Raw genomic sequence first — 16,968 nt, forward strand, 5'->3', positions numbered from 1 at the left:
AAGAAGCAAAAGTGCAGTCTTCCCGCCTTGCGATCACATCCCGTCATCCAGCGCGCAAATATATCATGGCGTGATACATTTCGTTTCCCGCGGAAAAAGATCCACAGCCGATCCGCGCTACGCCCCCGCCCTTTGCACGAGCCTCACCATGCACTTTGAAAAACGCGATTATTCGGTCAGCCGCCGTCTGCTCTTGCTGGCCGCGCTGGCACCCGTCATCGGCGCCATCAGCACGGCGGCGGCGGTGCTCTTGCTGAACCTGATCCGGTTCTTCACCAATCTGTTTTTCTACCAGACGCTGTCGCTGGCGGACCGCTCGCCGGCGCAGCATGCGCTGGGGCCCTGGGTGATCGCGGTGCCGGTGATCGGCGGTTTGCTGGTCGGGCTGATGGCACGCTACGGCAGCGACAAGATCCGCGGCCATGGCATTCCGGAGGCCATCGAGGCGGTGCTGTTCGGCAAGAGCAAGATGTCGCCGCGGGTGGCCGTGCTCAAGCCGCTGTCCTCGGGCATCGTGATCGGCAGCGGCGGGCCGTTCGGCGCGGAAGGGCCGATCATCATGACCGGCGGCTCGATCGCTTCGCTGCTGGCGCAGTATCTCCATCTCACGGCGGCCGAGCGCAAGACGCTGCTGGTGGCGGGCGCGTGCGCAGGGATGACGGCGATCTTCGGCACGCCGGTGGCGGCGGTGCTGCTGGCGGTGGAGTTGTTGCTGTTCGAACTGCGCCCGCGCAGCCTGCTGCCGGTCGCACTGGCGTGCGCGGTGGCGGGCTTCCTGCGTCCGTGGGTGTTCGAACCCGGCCCCTTGTTCGCCCTGCATACCGAGCCGGCCACAACGGCGGCGCTGGGCTCATGCGTGATCGCGGGTCTGCTTTGCGGCGTGCTGGGCGCCTTGCTGACGCTGGCGCTGTACCGCACCGAGGACCAGTTCTCGAAGCTCAGGCTGCACTGGATGTGGTGGCCGGCGATCGGCGGGCTGGCGGTAGGCATCGGCGGCTTTTTCGAGCCGCGCGCGCTGGGCGTGGGCTATGACGTGATTGCCGATCTGCTGCATAACAGGATGGCGATCGGCGTGGTGGTGGCGTTGCTGACGGTCAAGGCGATTATCTGGGTCGCCGCGCTGGGCTCGGGCACCTCCGGCGGCGTGCTGGCGCCGCTGCTGATGCTGGGCGCGGGCCTCGGTGTGGCGCTGGCGCCGCTGCTGCCCGGCGGCTCGCCCGAGCTATGGGCGCTGGTGTGCATGGCGGGCGTGCTGGGCAGCGTGCTTGGCGCGCCGCTGACCGCCATCGTCTTTGCCTTTGGCCTGACCCATGACAGCAATGCCTTGCTGCCGCTGTTGCTGACCACGGCCGTGGCGCACGGATTCACGGTGCTGACCATGAAGCGCTCGATCATGACGGAAAAGATCGCGCGCCGCGGCTTGCACATCTACCGTGAGTACGGCGTCGATCCGCTGGAGCGCCAGCACGTCGCCGACCTGATGACCACTGCCGTGCTGAGCGTGGATGGCGAGCAGCCGGTCAGCGCGCTGTGGCGGCAGCACTTCGGCGAGCACGCGCCGCATCGCGGCTATCCCGTGGTGTGCGGGGGGCGTGTGGTCGGCATGCTGGAGCGCAATGCCCTGCGCGGGCGCGAAGCATCCATGCAGACAGGCCGCGCGCTGATGGCGCCGCTGCAGCCGCACCAGGTGTTGCTGCCGGCGCAGACCGCGCGCATTGCGGCCGGGCGCATGGCTGAACTCGGCGTCAGCCGCCTGCCTGTGGTGGCGGACCCGGAATCCATGCGGCTGGTCGGCGTGGTCTCGCTGCGCGACCTGCTGCGCCCCAGCGGCCAGGTGCTGCATGAGGAGACCCGGCGCGAGCGCCTGCGCGGCGCCGCAGCATGAAGACGCTGAAGGCGCTGAAGGCGCGCCTTCACAGCTTGTAGCTGGACAGCAGGATGCTGGTCTCCGTCGCGGCGATGCCGTCAATCAGGCGAATGCGGTCCAGCGTGCGGTCGAACGCTTCCAGCGAATCCGCGCGCAATTCGGCAATGATGTCCCAGCGCCCGTTGGTGGTGTGCATGGTCTGCACGTTCGGTTCGCCGCGCAGCGCCTGCAGCACCGCACGGGCTTTGTTGCCTTCCACGGCGATGGTCATCCAGGCGCGGATGCGGTGCGCCTCGGCTTCCGGCTTCAGCCGCACCGTATAGCCAACGATCAGCCCTTCCTTTTCCAGCTTGTCGATGCGGTTCTGCACGGTGGCGCGCGAGACGCGCAGCGCCTTGGCGAGCGTGGTAGCCGGCATGCGGGCGTTGTCGCGCAGCAGGGCGAGCAACTGGCGGTCGGTGTCGTCCATGGGGTTCCTGTGCGTCGCTTTGACGAGGCACGCTTCGGGGTTGGCGATTTGCTAATTTTAGCTGGCGATTTGAGAGGTGCGGCAAGCAAATTGCACACTTTGCTGGCTTTTAGTTAGCACCGCACTGCACCAGAATGCAGTCATTCACTGACCCCGCTACCAACCATCCCAAAGGAGCCAGCGTGACCAACCAGCCCACCATCCTGCTTGTCGAGCCCACCTACTACGATGTGTCCTACAGCATCAACCCGTGGATGGACCCCGGCCTCTGGGCGCGCGACCCGCGTGGCATGCACCGCGACGCGGTGCGCTCCTTCGCGTCCTTGCACGCGGCCCTGCAGGCGGCTGGCTTCGCGGTGGAGACCGCGCCCGGCGCGCCCGGCCTGCCCGACATGGTGTTTCCCGCCAATGCGGCCGTGGTGCTGGATGGCCACGCCGTGCTGGCGCGCTTTCGTTATCCGCAACGCGCGGGCGAGGAAGCGCCCTTTGCCCGCATCTTCGAAGGCCTGCGCGAGCGCGGCCTGATCGACTCCATCAGCCTGCTGCCCGAGGGCTGCTACCAGGAAGGCGCCGGCGACTGTATCTGGGACGCGGTGCGTGGCCACTTCTGGGCCGGCTTCGGCCCGCGCTCGTCGCGCGCTGCGGCCGATGTGATGGGCAGGGAATTCGGGCGCGAAGTGGTGGCGCTGGAGCTGGCCACCGAGCAAAGCTATCACCTCGACGTGTGTTTCTGCCCGCTGTCCGGCGGGGAGATCCTCTATTATCCGCCCGCCTTTACCCAGGATGCGCTGCGCACGCTCCGCGAGCGCGTGCCGGCCAGTCTGCGCATCGAGGCGAGCGAGGACGACCTGCGCCACTTCAGCGTCAATGCGGTCAACCTGCACGACCAGGTGGTGATGACGCGCACCACACCGCACCTGCGCGCCGAGCTGGGGCAGCGCGGTTATCAGTTGCGCGAGGTGGACCTGTCGCCGTACATGCTCTCCGGCGGCGGCGCCTACTGCATGACGCTGCGACTCGATCGCACCAGTACGGCGGTCCAGGCGAGCGGTGTCGCCGACGGCGCCGCGCAGGCCGCGGTCGCCGCATGAGGCCCGACGCCCGGCAAGAAGAATGGAACAGGACCGAACCACACAGGGAGAACACCATGAAGGAGATCGCCATGACCCGCTTTCTGGACGCCGCCGATGTCGCGGCGCTGGTGCGCGAGACGGGCGTCGCCAACGCCATCGCGCAGATGGCGCACCATATCCGCCAAGACTTCGCGCGCTGGGACGCATTCGATAAGTCCGCGCGCCTGGCATCGCACTCGGTCGACGGCGTGATCGAGCTGATGCCGGTGAGCGACGGCGTGCAGTATGCGTTCAAGTACGTCAACGGCCATCCGCGCAACGCGCAGAATGCCATGCCAACGGTAATGGCCTTCGGCGTGCTGGCCGAGGTGGCGAGCGGCTTTCCCTTGCTGTTGTGCGACATGACCCTGGCGACCGCGCTGCGCACCGCCGCCACCTCCGCGCTGGCAGCGCAGGCGATGGCGCGGCCGGGCGCCGCCACGCTGGCGCTGATCGGCAATGGCGCGCAGGCGGAGTTCCAGGCACTCGCCTTCCACGGCATGGTGGGCATCCGCGAGATTCGCGCCTACGACATCGACCCTGCCGCGACAGCACGGCTGGCGCGCAACCTGGCCGGCGTGCATGGGCTGAAGGTAGTGCCGGTGGACTCCGTGCGTGCGGCGGTGCAGGGCGCGGATATCGTCAGCACGGTGACCGCGGACAAGACGCGCGCCACCATCCTCACGCCCGACCTGGTCCCGGCAGGCGCGCATATCAATGCGGTGGGCGGCGATTGCCCGGGCAAGACCGAACTGCACCCGGACATCCTGCGCCAGGCGCGCATCGTGGTGGAGTACGCGCCGCAGACCCGCATCGAAGGCGAGATCCAGCAGCTTCCGCCGGATACGCCGGTGACGGAGCTATGGGAGATCCTGTCGGGCCGCGCGCCGGGGCGCACCGAAACGGGGCAGGTGACGGTGTTCGACTCGGTGGGGTTTGCGCTGGAGGATTACTCCGCGCTGCGCTGGTTATACGCCGCGGCGCACGCACATCACCGGGGCGGCCACGTGGAACTGGTGGCGACGCCGCCGGACCCGCGTAATCTCTACGGCTGGATGATGGATGCGGCGGTACGCCAAGCCGAACGGGAACCGCTCGCGGCGCTGGCCTGAGAGCGCACACGCAAAAACGCCGCAGTCGTCCGGTCACGAAACTGCGGCGTAAAGGCGTGCGGCATGGGGCGGGGCCACGCCCGGGGGTAGCGGGCCAGGCAAGCCGGGCGGCCGGATGATGGCCGGGCCGCTGCGCCGGGGCAGCGGCCTGTGCGATGCCTGGGCGGATCAGCCCGCGGCGCCGCGGGTCATCATCAGCTGGGCGCGCAGGAAGCCTTTGACTTCTTCCAGCGAGGGCGTCTTCAGGAAAACCATGATGCCCCATTGCTGCAGTGCGTCGGCCACGCCGTCATAGGCTTGCCGGTTGGTGATCACGGCAAAGATGACATTCTGGCGGGCAAAGAAATTCTGCAGCTTCTCGATGGTGGCCGACTCGGCATCGCTGAGTTCTTCCACGTAGTACAGCACCACGCGCGGATGCTGGCTGACCGAAGTAATGATGGTATCCACCACGTCCTCCACCACCACGCTTTTGAGGGGCAACCCCCATTTGCCGAGTTGCGCATGGATGCGCTGCGCTTCCTGGTGATTCGGGTGGAACACCACCAGGTCGAGTTCGTGCACCGATGGCAGTTCCTGCCCCACGCGCGTGGCCAGCAGGCGATGCACCGTCTCCTTGTGTATGCGGCGGTGGCCGCCGTTAGTCTTCCAGGCTCCGAGTTCGCCGCGTTCCACCATCTTCTGCACCGTGCCCAATGAGACATTGAGCAGCTTCGCGGCGGTACGCGTGCTGTAGTAAGGCTTTTCAGCCAGTTCTGAATCCAGTTTCATCCGTTCACCCGTTAACTAATAACACCGCACTGCAAGATAAACACGCAGCGACGGCGCGAACCTCCCGCGCCGGTTTGGACCCTGGCTATGAGACAACGCATGCAACGACGACGTCTGTCTGCCGGCACCATTCAGCCTCTAGCATGGCTTGCCCCGATAAATCGGGCGGCGGGAGCGGAGGCGCTCCCCGACCTTGCAATGGCGTGATCTATGTCACAGGTGCCATCTTCTCCCAACGGAAGATGCCGGGTTCCAATCATATGCGCTAACGAACATAAGCTGCCAGACGGCTTGGCAAATATTTCGAAATCGCCTCGAACGCTCCCACTTCTGTTCTTAAACGCATATTGCCGCGTTTTGGCAGACACGTGCGCCCCGGAATTTATCGCAAACATTGCAGACATCCGAAGCGCAACAGCAAGACAGACAGGACCGCCAGCGGCGCGCGGCAGCAAGCCAGGCGTTGCCCAGCACCGACCGCGCCAGCCATCGCGAAGACAAGAAGGCGCGCGGGAAGGGGTGAGCCCATGTTGGCGCGGCGCACGCGCCGCTTCGGTGCGGCAAATCACATAGCGGAGTGACGGGAACGCCGAGGGAGGGCGGCGAAGAGCAGAGAGCCCAAGGGAGATGCAGGTGCAGGTGCAGGTGCAGCCAGCCCCGAGGCTGGCCAGCCTTCAGAGCTTGTACTTTCGCACCTTATCGAACAAGGTGGTCTTGGCAATCCCCAGCGCATCGCTGGCCCGGCTCAGATTCCCCTCGTGCCGGCGCATGGCCTCGGCAATCATGGCCCGCTCGAACTGCTCCACCGCTTGCGCCAGCGGCAGCGCCGCAGGTTCCGCCGTCCCCTGGTTCGGGTTGCATCCCAGCCCCAGCACATGCCGCTCGGCCAGGTTGCGCAGTTCCCGCACATTGCCCGGCCACGGATAAGCCATCAGCGCGGCCAGCTCCGTCGGTGTGGCGGGCAGGGCCTCGCGCTCGAACCGCAGCGCCGCCTGTGCGACGAAATGCTCGAACAGCGGCGGCACATCCTCGCGCCGCTCGCGCAGCGGCGGCAGTTCCAGCGTTACCACATTTAGGCGGTAATAAAGGTCGGCGCGAAACTGCCCGGCCTGGGACAGCGCCTTCAGGTCCGCCTTGGTGGCCGCCACCACGCGGGTATTGACCGGCACCGGCGTGTTGGACCCGAGCCGCTCCACCACGCGCTCCTGCAGCACGCGCAGCAGCTTGATCTGCATCTGCATCGGCATGCTCTCGATCTCGTCGAGGAAGAGCGTGCCGCCTTCGGCGTGTTCGATCTTGCCGATGCGGCGCCGCGCCGCGCCCGTAAACGACCCGGCTTCGTGGCCGAAGATCTCGCTCTCGAACAACTGCTCGGGCAGCCCGCCGCAATTGATGGCGACGAAGTGGCGCGCGCGGCGCGAGCTGGCTTCATGCAGGCAACGCGCCACCAGTTCCTTGCCGGTGCCGGTTTCGCCGTGGATCAGCACGTTGGCGGCGGTATCGGCCAGGTCGGCGATCAGCTTGCGCAGGCGTTCGATGGATGGCGAATGCCCGATCAGGCGCGCGTCCAGCGTGTCGCGCCCGGCCAGCTTGCGGCGCAGTTCGGCAACTTCCAGCACCAGCCGGCGCTTTTCCAGGGCACGCTGCGCGACTTCGACCAGCCGCTCCGGCGAAAACGGTTTCTCGAGAAAATGGTAGGCGCCCGCCTTCATCGCCTGCACGGCCAGGTTCACATCGCCGTGGCCCGTCACCATGACCACCGGCAACTCGTCGTCGCGCGCCCGGAGCGCGTTGAGCAGCGTCATGCCGTCGATGCCGGGCAGGCGGATATCGCTGATCACCACGCCGGGAAAACCGTCGCCGACTTCGCGCAGCGCGGCTTCGGCGCTGGCCACGGCGCGCGTGGGGATACCTTCAAGGCGCAGGGCCTGCTCGCAGCCCAGGCGCACATCGGGATCGTCCTCGACGATCAGTACGGTCAGGCCCGTCGGGCTAGCCGCCATGGCTGCTCTCCTTGTTCGTATGCGGCGTCTGCGGCGTTTGCGGCCTCGCCAGCGGCAGCACCAGCGTGAAGCAGGCGCCGCCGTCGGGGTGATTGCTGGCGTCGAGGCTGCCGCCGGACTCGTCCAGGATGCCGGCCGACAGCGTCAGGCCCAGGCCCAGTCCCTGTCCTGCCGGCTTGGTGGTGAAGAAGGGCTCGAACAGGCGTGCGAAGGCTTCCTCGGACAGCCCGGGGCCGTTGTCGCGAATGGTCAGGCGCAGCTTGCCGCCGGCCAGGTGGCTGCGCAGTTCCAGGCGCGGACCAGCGTTGCCGGCAAGCGCATCGAGCGCATTGCCGATCAGGTTGACCAGCACCTGCTCCAGCCGGTTGGGGTCGCACGCCACCACCAGGCCCGGCTCGATCTGCCGGACCAGCTCGGGATGCACCGCCTGCAGGCGCGAATCGAGCAGGAACAGGGCGTTGTCGACGGCGTCGTCCAACTGCGCCGCGCACCCGCCGTTGCCGGGCTTGCGCGCGAACGACTTGAGCGCGCCGGTGATGCGCCCCATGCGCTCCACCAGGCCGATGATGGTGCCGAGGTTGGCCTGCGCGGTGGCGGTGTCGCCGCGCTCCAGGAATTTCTGGGTATTGCCCGACAGTGTGCGCAGGGCTGCCAGCGGCTGGTTGAGTTCGTGGGCGATGCCGGTCGACATCTGCCCCACGGCGGCCAGCTTGCCGGCCTGCAGCAGCCCGTCCTGGGCCTGGCGCAGGGTTGCCTCGGCGCGGATGCGCTCGCCGACTTCCGCCTGCAACTGCTGGTTGGCGGTGGACAGGTCGGCGGTGCGTTCCGCCACCTTGCGTTCGAGTTCGCCGTTGGCGGCCTCCAGCGCGGCGCGTGCGGCCAGCCGCTCGCCGGCGATGCGCCGGCGCACATTCCACGCCGCGCCCAGCAGCAGCACGAAGGCAGTCAGCACGCCCGCCAGCGCGGCCGTGTTGAGCGCGGCAACGCGCGCCTGGGAGGTATTCGATAGCAGCGTCAGGTGCCAGTCGGTGCCGACCAGTTCGGCCTCCTGCGAGAGCATGGGCGGGCCGCGCCGCAGGCGCACCAGGGCGTCGCTGTCGGACAGCTTGCGCACCGGCGTCAGCTCCAGCGGGGGCAGCGTGGCGCGGTTGTATTGCAGGTTGCGCAACAGCCGCTCGCGCAGTTCGGCCGCGAGCGGTTTGATCGTGGTTAGTTTCAGGGACGGGTCGGAAGCCAGGATCACCACGCCGTTCTCATCGGTCAGCAGCATCTGGGTATCGGCGCCTTGCCAGCGGTTCTCCAGGGGCTCCAGGCCGACCTTGACCACCGCCACGCCGATCGGGCGGCTGCGGTCTCCCAGTGGCGCGGACAGGTAGTAGCCGGACTCGCTGCGGGTGGTGCCAACCCCGTAGAAACGGCCGAGCTGGCCGTCGACAGCGTCGCGGAAGTAGGGCCGGAAGCTCAGGTCTTCGCCGAGGTAGCTGTCGGGACGCTGCCAGTTACTGGTGGCTAGCACGCGGCCGCGCGCATCGAGCACGAACACCGCGCGGGTGCCGGCGCGGGCATTGATGGCGGCCAGGTAATGGTTGGCGGCATCGACCCGCGCCGCGTCGCCGGGGCGGGCCAGCAGGGCGTCGATCTTGTCGTCCAGCGAGAGCAGGCTGGGCACGTAGTCGTAGCGTGCCAGCTCGCTCGTCAAGGCCTGGCCGTACAGGCGCAGCTGCACCTGGCCGCGTTCGCTCTGGCGAGCCAGCGCGTTGCCATAGCTGTAGCGGTAGCCCAGCGAGCCGGCCAGCCCGACCAGCGCCGCCAGGGCCAGCATCGCCAGCAGCGGTATCCACTGACGCAGGCGGCCGGCGCGGGGCGGGGTGGCTTGCTGGGCACCTTGCGGTGGTGCGTGCGAGGGGAGTGGGCCGGTCATGGGGCGGGCGGAATGCGCAAAGCGAAGGCGAAGAATCTCGGGTGCGGATAAGCGGGCGATGAATCGCGGGCAATGAAATCCGACGGGTTAAGACTGGAGGCGCGGGAAAAAGCGCACTTGTGCAAAAGTGCAGTGGCGGCGCCCGCGGCAACCCCGTCTTTTACCACACCGCGCAATCCGGGCGCCCGAAAGCAAAAAGGCCCGGCCACCTGATCGGTGGCCGGGCCTTGGCGCGCTGGCAGTGTTACTTGCCGGCCAGGACCTGAACGGGTGTCAGGCCGCGGTTGCCGTCGGCAGCGGGTTCATCCGCTTCTTCGGGCACCGGCGCGCCGATGGCGCCTTCGCTTTTGGCGACGACGGTTGTGGCAATGGCATTGCCAAGCACATTGGTAACGGTGCGGCCCATGTCCAGCACATGGTCGATGCCCAGCACCAGCAGGATGCCCGCTTCAGGCAGGCCGAACATCGGCAGCACGGCTGCGACTACCACCAGCGAGGCGCGCGGCACGCCGGCGATGCCCTTGCTGGTGACCAGCAGCACCAGCAGCATGGTGATCTGCTGCGAGAGCGACAGGTGGATGCCGTACACCTGCGCCACGAACAGCGCGGCGAAGGAGGTGTACATGATCGAGCCGTCCAGGTTGAACGAGTAGCCCAGCGGCAGCACGAAGCCGGTGATGCGCTCCTTGACGCCAAAGCGGCCCAGTTGCTCGATCACCTTCGGGTAGGCCGATTCGCTGCTGGCGGTGGCGAAACCGATCATCAGCGGCGCGCGCACCATCTTGAGCAGGCGGAACACATCGCGGCCGAGGAAGTAGTAGCCCCCGGCGATCAGCGCCACCCAGAGGAGCGCCAGCGACAGGTAGACCGCGCCCAGCAGCTTGGCGTACACGACCAGCACGCCCAGGCCTTCGGCGGTGATCACAGCCGCGACCGCGCCGAACACGCCGACCGGGGCGAAGGCCATCACGTAGTTGGTGATCTTCAGCATCACGTGCGAGAGGCCCTCGATGCCGGCCAGCACGGGCTTGCCCACGCCGTCCTTGAGCGTGCCGAGCGCAAAGCCAAAGAACAGCGAGAACACCACGATCTGCAGGATCTCATTGGTGGCCATGGCCTCGACGAAGCTCTTGGGGAACATGTGCGAGATGAAATCGCGCAGGTTGAGCGCCCCGGTCTTCAGGTTGGAGGCGGCATCGGCCGCCGGCAGCGCCAGGTTCATCCCGTCGCCCGGGCGCAGCAGATTGGCCATCACCAGGCCCAGCAGCAGCGAGGTGATGGAGGCGGCGATAAACCATGCCATCGCCTTCATGCCGATGCGTCCGACAGCCCTGCCGTCGCCCATGCTGGCGATGCCGCTGACCAGGGTGGCGAACACCAGCGGCCCGATGATCATCTTGATCATGCGCAGGAATACATCGGTGAGGATGGACAGGTTGTTGGCGATGGATTTGGCCGCGGCAGGGTCCGGCGCCAAGTTGTGGGCCGCCGTGCCGGCCAGCACGCCGAGCAGCATCGCAATGAAAATCAGGGTGGGCAGTCGGTTCAGTTTCATCAAAATTCAGGCCGATGCGTCCAGCCAGTGGCCGGACGGCTATTTTGCGGGGGGTGGCTGGCAGCCTTCTGGCATGGCGCCGCGGTCCCTGGGGGGGGGGGCGCCATACGGCCTCAGCCGGGAAAATCACCGAATCGGGGCGTCCGGGAATCCAGGCAAGCCTGGCATCCGGGGGCCACCCGATCAGCGGGGCAGTGCGTGCCCGGTGCCCGCCGCGAGGGCGGGCAAGATTGGCAAGGCGGGGTCTGACATTGTTTCCTCCATTGTTTTTGGCTCGGGGCGGCGCGGGGGAGCCGACCGTCAACCTGTATCGCCGCTTGGGGCGGGCGCATACCTCGCACGAGGCGTGCCAGGCCAGCGGTGCTGCCGGCATCGGCTAAGCCACTGAAAAACAAGGGGAAATTAATGTGATCCCGGCGCACGGTTCGGTTTTCCGTGCGTGCTGGCGCAAATCGCGTTCGGAAATCCGAACGCGGTCACGGGTGATAAGTGGTGCAGGACGCATGTGGCGGCGTGGGAGCCGCCGGCAATCCATCCGCACGAGTGATTTAGCCGTTATCCACCGGGTGGGTCGGGCAGCTTTCCAGGAACTGTTCCAGCGGCATCGGCCGCCCGATCACATAGCCCTGGGCGTAGTCCACGCCGATGGCGCGCAAAGCCTGCAGGGTCAGTTCGTCTTCCACGGATTCGGCCACGGTGAGCATGCCCAGGCGATGGCCGATGTCGTTGATGGAGCTGACGATCTCGCGGTCCACCGCGCTGCCGGCGAGATGCCGGATGAAGCTGCCGTCGATCTTGAGGTAGTCGACCGGGAACTGCTTGAGATAGGAGAACGAGGACAGGCCTGCGCCGAAGTCGTCCAGCGCGACGGTGCAGCCGGCGGTGCGCATTTCGGTCACCAGGCGATTGGCCGCCGCCATGTTGTTGATCAGCGCGGTCTCGGTGATCTCCAGCTGGATCCGGGTGGCCGGCAGCACCGATTCGTGCAGCTCCGCATGCAGGAACGGCAGCAGGAACGGCTCGCCCAGCGAGTTGGCGGACAGGTTGATGGCCACCGTGAGCGAGGGCACCGCGGCCAGGCGCTCGCCGAATTCGCATAGCACGTGGTGGATCACCCAGCGGTCCACGTGGCCCATCAGGTCGTAGCGCTCGGCGGCGGGAATGAACGCCCCCGGCATGACCAGCTTGCCCTGTTCGTCGACCATCCGCACCAGTATCTCGATATGGCCGCCTGGCGCGCTGTCATCCTGCAGTGCGCGGATCTCCTGCGCGAACAGGCGGAAACGGTTGGCGTCCAGCGCGGAGTGGATGCCGGCCGCGACCTGCAGTTCCTGGTGGTGGCGCTGGGCATCGCTTTCGTCGCGGCGGTACACCGAGACGCGGCTGCGCCCGGCCGCCTTGGCGGCGTAGCAGGCGACGTCGGCGCGGCTCATCAGTTCGCCCATCGGTGGCGTCTCGTCGTCGATGGCGGTGATGCCGATGCTGGCCCCCACATCGTAGACGCGCCCTTCCCAGGGGAAGCGCTGGCCGCGGATGGCATCGATGATCTTCTGGCACACGTGCTCGGCCTGGTCCACGGTGCAGTCCTTGAGCAGCAGCGCGAATTCGTCGCCGCCCAGGCGCGCGAGCAGGTCGTCGGGCCGCACATGGTGGCGGATCACATGGCCGAGCTCGCGCAGCAGCACGTCGCCGGCCGCGTGGCCGGCGGTGTCGTTGACGATCTTGAAACGGTCCAGGTCGATAAAGCACAGCGCGTGATGGCGTTGCTGCATGCGCGCGACTTCGCAGGCCTCGCGCAGCCGTTTCTCGAACCAGATGCGGTTGGGCAGGCCGGTCAGCGCATCGTGCGAGGCCGAATGGGCCAGCTCGCGCTGCAGCGCGCGGGCGCTGGTGATGTCCTGGAACACCAGCACCGCGCCGATGACCTCGCCGGACGCGGTGCGCACGGGCGCGGCCGAGTCCTGCACGTCGTGGCGGTCGCCGGTCAGGCTTTGCAACACCGCGCCGTCCTGCAGGTAGACCGGGCGCAAGGTCTGCAGGCACTGCGCTACCGGGCTCGGGATCGGCAGGTTGCTGTGCTCGTCGACGATGCGGAAGATGGATTCGAGGGGCTGGCCGGCGGCGGACTGCATGGTCCAGCCGGTAAGCTGCTCGGCGATGGGGTTCATGAACGTCACGCCCATGGCGGCGTCGGTGCAGATCACCGCGTCGCCGATCGAGCGCAGCGTGATATGCAGGCGCTCCTTCTCCTCGAACAGCGCGTCGGTGAGCCGGTGCTGTTCGGTGATGTCCCAGTTGGTGCCGATCATGGTCAGCGCGGTGCCATCGTCCTCGCGCAATACCATCGCCATGGCGCGGATATGCCGCACCTCGCCGTCGGGGAGCAGGATGCGGTATTCGGTATCGAAGGAGCGCACGCCACGCACGGCGTCGCGCATTTCGCTGCGCGCCTGCTCGACGTCCTCCGGGTGCACCATGGCGATCCAGCGCTTGATGTCCGGCGCGCCGCGCGCGGGATCGACGCCGTGCAACGCATGCATGCGCGCATCCCACTCGATGGCGCCGCTGGCGATGTCCCACTCCCAGATCCCCACGCCGCCTGCTTCCACGGCCAGCTGGGTCCGGCGCGACAGCGCCTCGAGCTTTTCCTGCGCGGTTTTGCGTTCGTCGATGTCCTCCACCTGCGAGATGAAATGCAGCGGCTTGCCGCTGACCTCGTCATGCACCAGGGACACCGCCAGCAAGGTCCAGCGGTAGCTGCCGTCCTTGTGGCGGAAGCGCTTTTCTATCCGGTAGGACTCAATCTCGCCGGCCAGCAGCCGCTCGACCTGGTGCATGTCGGGGGCGAGGTCGTCCGGGTGGGTGATCATCGGGAAGGGCAGTTCGGCGAGTTCGCCGGCCTCGTAGCCGAACAGGTCGCAGATGGCGCGGTTGACCTGCAGCCAGCGGCCGTCCAGCCCGACCAGCGCCATGCCGATGGCCGAGTGCTCCATGGCCTGGCGAAAGCGCCGTTCGCTGCCGCGCAGCTCGCTGCGGTCGCGCCGGTTCTGCTCCAGCAAGAAGGCGATGCAGACCGGGAACACCATGATCAGCGCGGTCGACAGTTGCACCGACTGCAACAGGAAGGGCTCGTTCGGGCCCTGCCCCAGCGAGGCCGTCACCAGCCCCAGCGCCACCGTGGCGCAGATCGCCAGCAGCGTGAGCAGCGCGGTAGCGAAGGGATTGGTCAGCAGCGCCGCCAGCACCAGCGGCAGCGCCATCACCACGAAGGGCTCGTTGCTCTTGTATAGCGCCACGGTGCCGACCGCCAGGCACAGCGCCAGCAGCGCGGCGAAGCGGGGCAACCGCGCGCGGCGGAAGGTATCGCCGACGCGCTCGCGCGTGACCGACACCATCAGCGGTAACAGCATCACGATGCCCATCGAGTCCGCCGTCCACCAGGTCCACCACACCGAGGCGAAGCCGCTGCGGTAGGCGGTGCTGATGGTTGCGGCGCCGATCGTGGCGCCTACCGCCGGCCCCAGCGTGCCGGCGGCGCCGAGGGTCAGCCCGAAGCGCGCCAGCGGACCTGGCCGGGATAGCGTGGCCCCGCTGGTCATGGCGCGCACCAGCCAGGCCGAGAAGGCGATTTCGGCCACGTTGCCCAGCGCCAGCGCCACCGCAATGGCGGGGGAGTCGCCCATGGTCGCATTGGCCAGCACGCCGGCCACCAGCATGCCGGCCAGCAGCCAGGGCGCATCGCCGTGTCGCTGATGCAGCAGGATGCCGAGGCCGAACGCATTGGCCAGCCAGAGCATGGCCACATTGCCCGGATAACGAGACACGGCAAGGCCGGCCAGGGCGAGCAGGAAGAAGCCGAGGGCGGCCAGCAACACACGCTGCCAGCGCGGGCAGTGAGTGGGCAAGGGGCGGACTTCCAAATCTGGCGTCATGTCGCGTCAGCCTGCAGCTGCGTTCTGAAAAGGGGAGCGATGGCGGGGTGTTGCGGCAAGTTGCACGCGCGGCCCAGCCTAATCGACCAATATAGCGGCGATATGCCGGGAGCACGAGGCGATAAGCCCAGGTGTGTTCCCGCTGTTCGCACTAGCGCGCCGCGCGGTTTTGCGGTATGCAAGCCGGCGCAGTGGCTCCCGAACGGCGCCGGCGGCCAGGCTGGCGCCGTGATGCATTGACCGTATCGTCCACGTCCTGCGGCTATTCAGGTTAATGCCTCCCCCTGAGGAGGGGTATCGCGAAGACTTCGTCCACGATTACCTCGCGCGTAATCGCGCACGACGCTGCGCGCGCCGATGATATGGACAGCTTCCTCACTCAACCCAAGGAGAACGCCATGTCCGAATCGGAACGCACCGCCGCTGCTGCTGCCACTTTCGCCGCCACCGACCTTGCCGCGCTGGCCGACCGCTATCTCGCGGCCTGGAACGAAAACGATGCGGCGCGCCGGCGCGCGCTGATCGGCAGCACGTGGACCGAGTCCGCCAGCTACGTCGACCCGCTGATGCGCGGCGATGGCCACGCGGGCATCGACGCCATGATCGCCGCCGTGCAGCAGCGCTTTCCCGGCTTTCGCTTTACGCGCGTCACGCCGGTCGATGCGCACGGTGGCAACCTGCGTTTCACGTGGGAGCTGGCGCCGGCGGGGGCGGCCGCGGTGGTGGCCGGCACCGACTTTGCCACGGTGGCGGCCGATGGCCGGCTGCAGAGCATGACCGGCTTTATCGATCGCGCGCCGGAAGGCCTGGCGTGAGCCAGCCTGCGCTGTCGCTGTCTGTCACGCCCTCACGCGCCTGCCCTTGGGCGGCGCGTGGCGAAGCGGCCGGCGAGGCGCCTGCCTGTTGCCATCGCCGGCAATTCCACCCAGCGATGCAGCAGCATGGCAAGGCCGAGCGCCAGCGCCGCGTCGATGGCGAAACGCGTGAGTTGCAGGCCCATTTGTTCCGGCGCCAGCTCCGGCATCAGCCGCTTCACGGCTTCGATCACCGTGGGATGGGTCAGGTAGAGCGCGTACGATAGCTCGCCCAGCCATACCAGCGAGCGCGGCACGCGCAGCAGGCCCGCGTGCTCGGCCGCCACCGCGCCGAACAGCAGCGCGCCCGCGGGCAAGCCGCGTCCCGCCAGGCTGAACTCCGGCTCCACCAGCCACAGCGAAAGGGCGAAGCTGCCCACACCGATTGCCAGCAAGGCGATGACCACGCGGCGCGTGAATCGATGGCGCGCGCGCCCGTAGACCCAGGCCAGCGCGCAGCCGAGCGCGAATTCCAGCACCAGCGGATTTGCGATCATGGCCACCCACGTCGAGGTGAATGGGTAGAGATGCGCCGGGTCGGGGTCCACCGCGCCGAAGCGCCACCAGGGCAACAACAGCGTGGTGCATCCCAGCACCGCGGCCACCACCAGCAGCGCCCGGCGCCGCGCCACCAGCAGGCCGAGCGCGAAGATCGCATAGAAGGCCATCTCGTAGTTGAGCGACCAGCCCACGTACAGCGCCGGATAGCCGAAATAAGGCGCGTCCTCGTGCGCGACCGGCAGGAAGGCCAGCGAACCGGCGAACACCGCCAGGCTCACCGGATTGAGCGTGAGCGCGTGCAGTGCCGACATGATCCAGTACGGCGGCGCAAGCCGGCAGGCGCGGCGGATGGAGAAGACCAGCGCCGGTTCGGGCTCGGTGCGCCCGAGCACCGCCACCCAGGCGATGATGAATCCGCTGATGACGAAGAACACATCCACGCCGACATGGCCGCGCTTGATCACATGTTCGGTGAGCCACGCCAGCAGCGGGAACTGTTCGCCGCCCAGGCGCAGGCCCGAGTGATAGACCAGCACGTAGGCCGCGGCCAGCCCGCGCAATGCCTGGATGCTGTCGAGCGTGGCGGGCGCCGCATCCGCCAGCGGGCGGCTGGCGCGCCTGGACGCCGGGCGTGCTGCGGCCGGGGCGGGCTCAAGAGGGTGCGGTCCGGAAGGCGGCATGGTGGTGGATGATTCGGGCACGAGTCTGGGCGTCCGTGTGGCTGGCTGCCGATAAGAAGCAGACTGCCGGCCTTGCAGCGAAGTTCGCTGCGTCCCTCGGGCCGGTGCCCCGTACTGCACGCGTACGCCCTTTTTGCACTATTCTCAGAAAGTTGTATGGCGCCCGCACCGAGGCATGGGCGGACGCCGCT

The 16,968-nt window shown here is 67.6% G+C and carries 11 protein-coding genes; 4 read left to right on the top strand and 7 right to left on the bottom strand.

Translation table 11 applies throughout. The annotated features are described in order from the left end of the window. The first annotated feature begins 148 nt into the window (after positions 1-148). Positions 149-1,885, top strand: a complete 1,737-nt coding sequence (locus ACZY0R_RS19595) for a chloride channel protein (RefSeq protein WP_488860506.1) — start codon at positions 149-151, stop codon at positions 1,883-1,885. A gap of 28 nt (positions 1,886-1,913) precedes the next feature. On the opposite strand, the gene ACZY0R_RS19600 is transcribed toward ACZY0R_RS19595, so the two are convergent. Continuing rightward, on the bottom strand, positions 1,914-2,336 hold the full coding sequence (locus ACZY0R_RS19600) for an Lrp/AsnC family transcriptional regulator (RefSeq protein ID WP_488860508.1): 423 nt from the start codon (positions 2,334-2,336) through the stop codon (positions 1,914-1,916). A gap of 182 nt (positions 2,337-2,518) precedes the next feature. On the opposite strand from ACZY0R_RS19600, the gene ACZY0R_RS19605 reads away from it, so the two are divergent. Both ACZY0R_RS19605 and ocd read left to right on the top strand, forming a co-directional pair. Next, on the top strand, positions 2,519-3,427 hold the full coding sequence (locus ACZY0R_RS19605) for a dimethylarginine dimethylaminohydrolase family protein (protein ID WP_045239248.1): 909 nt from the start codon (positions 2,519-2,521) through the stop codon (positions 3,425-3,427). A 56-nt stretch (positions 3,428-3,483) separates the two neighbouring features. Next, a complete protein-coding gene (gene ocd / locus ACZY0R_RS19610; RefSeq protein WP_045239224.1) occupies positions 3,484-4,560 on the top strand; it encodes an ornithine cyclodeaminase in 1,077 nt (358 codons plus the stop codon). 168 nt (positions 4,561-4,728) lie between these two features. On the opposite strand, the gene ACZY0R_RS19615 is transcribed toward ocd, so the two are convergent. The 5 genes from ACZY0R_RS19615 to ACZY0R_RS19635 all read right to left on the bottom strand — a co-directional run bounded on the left by ACZY0R_RS19615 (position 4,729) and on the right by ACZY0R_RS19635 (position 14,742). Next, positions 4,729-5,331, bottom strand: coding sequence for a helix-turn-helix domain-containing protein (locus tag ACZY0R_RS19615; RefSeq protein ID WP_045239223.1), 603 nt, complete (start codon positions 5,329-5,331; stop codon positions 4,729-4,731). A 674-nt stretch (positions 5,332-6,005) separates the two neighbouring features. Further along, positions 6,006-7,334 (bottom strand): sigma-54-dependent transcriptional regulator, encoded by a 1,329-nt coding sequence (locus tag ACZY0R_RS19620; protein ID WP_488860511.1) that lies wholly within the window; start codon positions 7,332-7,334, stop codon positions 6,006-6,008. After that, complete coding sequence (locus ACZY0R_RS19625; RefSeq protein WP_488860513.1) at positions 7,324-9,255, bottom strand: sensor histidine kinase; 1,932 nt, start codon at positions 9,253-9,255, stop codon at positions 7,324-7,326. Before ACZY0R_RS19625 ends, ACZY0R_RS19620 begins: the two co-directional genes overlap by 11 nt. 244 nt (positions 9,256-9,499) lie before the next feature. Beyond that, on the bottom strand, positions 9,500-10,810 hold the full coding sequence (locus ACZY0R_RS19630; RefSeq protein ID WP_488860515.1) for a dicarboxylate/amino acid:cation symporter: 1,311 nt from the start codon (positions 10,808-10,810) through the stop codon (positions 9,500-9,502). Between the two features lie 548 nt (positions 10,811-11,358). Continuing rightward, positions 11,359-14,742 (bottom strand): diguanylate cyclase, encoded by a 3,384-nt coding sequence (locus ACZY0R_RS19635; RefSeq protein ID WP_488860517.1) that lies wholly within the window; start codon positions 14,740-14,742, stop codon positions 11,359-11,361. A gap of 398 nt (positions 14,743-15,140) precedes the next feature. On the opposite strand from ACZY0R_RS19635, the gene ACZY0R_RS19640 reads away from it, so the two are divergent. Continuing rightward, positions 15,141-15,557, top strand: a complete 417-nt coding sequence (locus ACZY0R_RS19640; RefSeq protein ID WP_488860519.1) for a nuclear transport factor 2 family protein — start codon at positions 15,141-15,143, stop codon at positions 15,555-15,557. Between the two features lie 32 nt (positions 15,558-15,589). On the opposite strand, the gene ACZY0R_RS19645 is transcribed toward ACZY0R_RS19640, so the two are convergent. Beyond that, positions 15,590-16,798 carry an acyltransferase family protein gene (locus tag ACZY0R_RS19645; RefSeq protein ID WP_488860521.1) on the bottom strand — a complete coding sequence of 403 codons (1,209 nt, stop codon included), beginning with the start codon at positions 16,796-16,798 and terminating at the stop codon, positions 15,590-15,592. Positions 16,799-16,968 lie beyond the last annotated feature (170 nt).

Source organism: Cupriavidus sp. F041, from assembly GCF_057814235.1.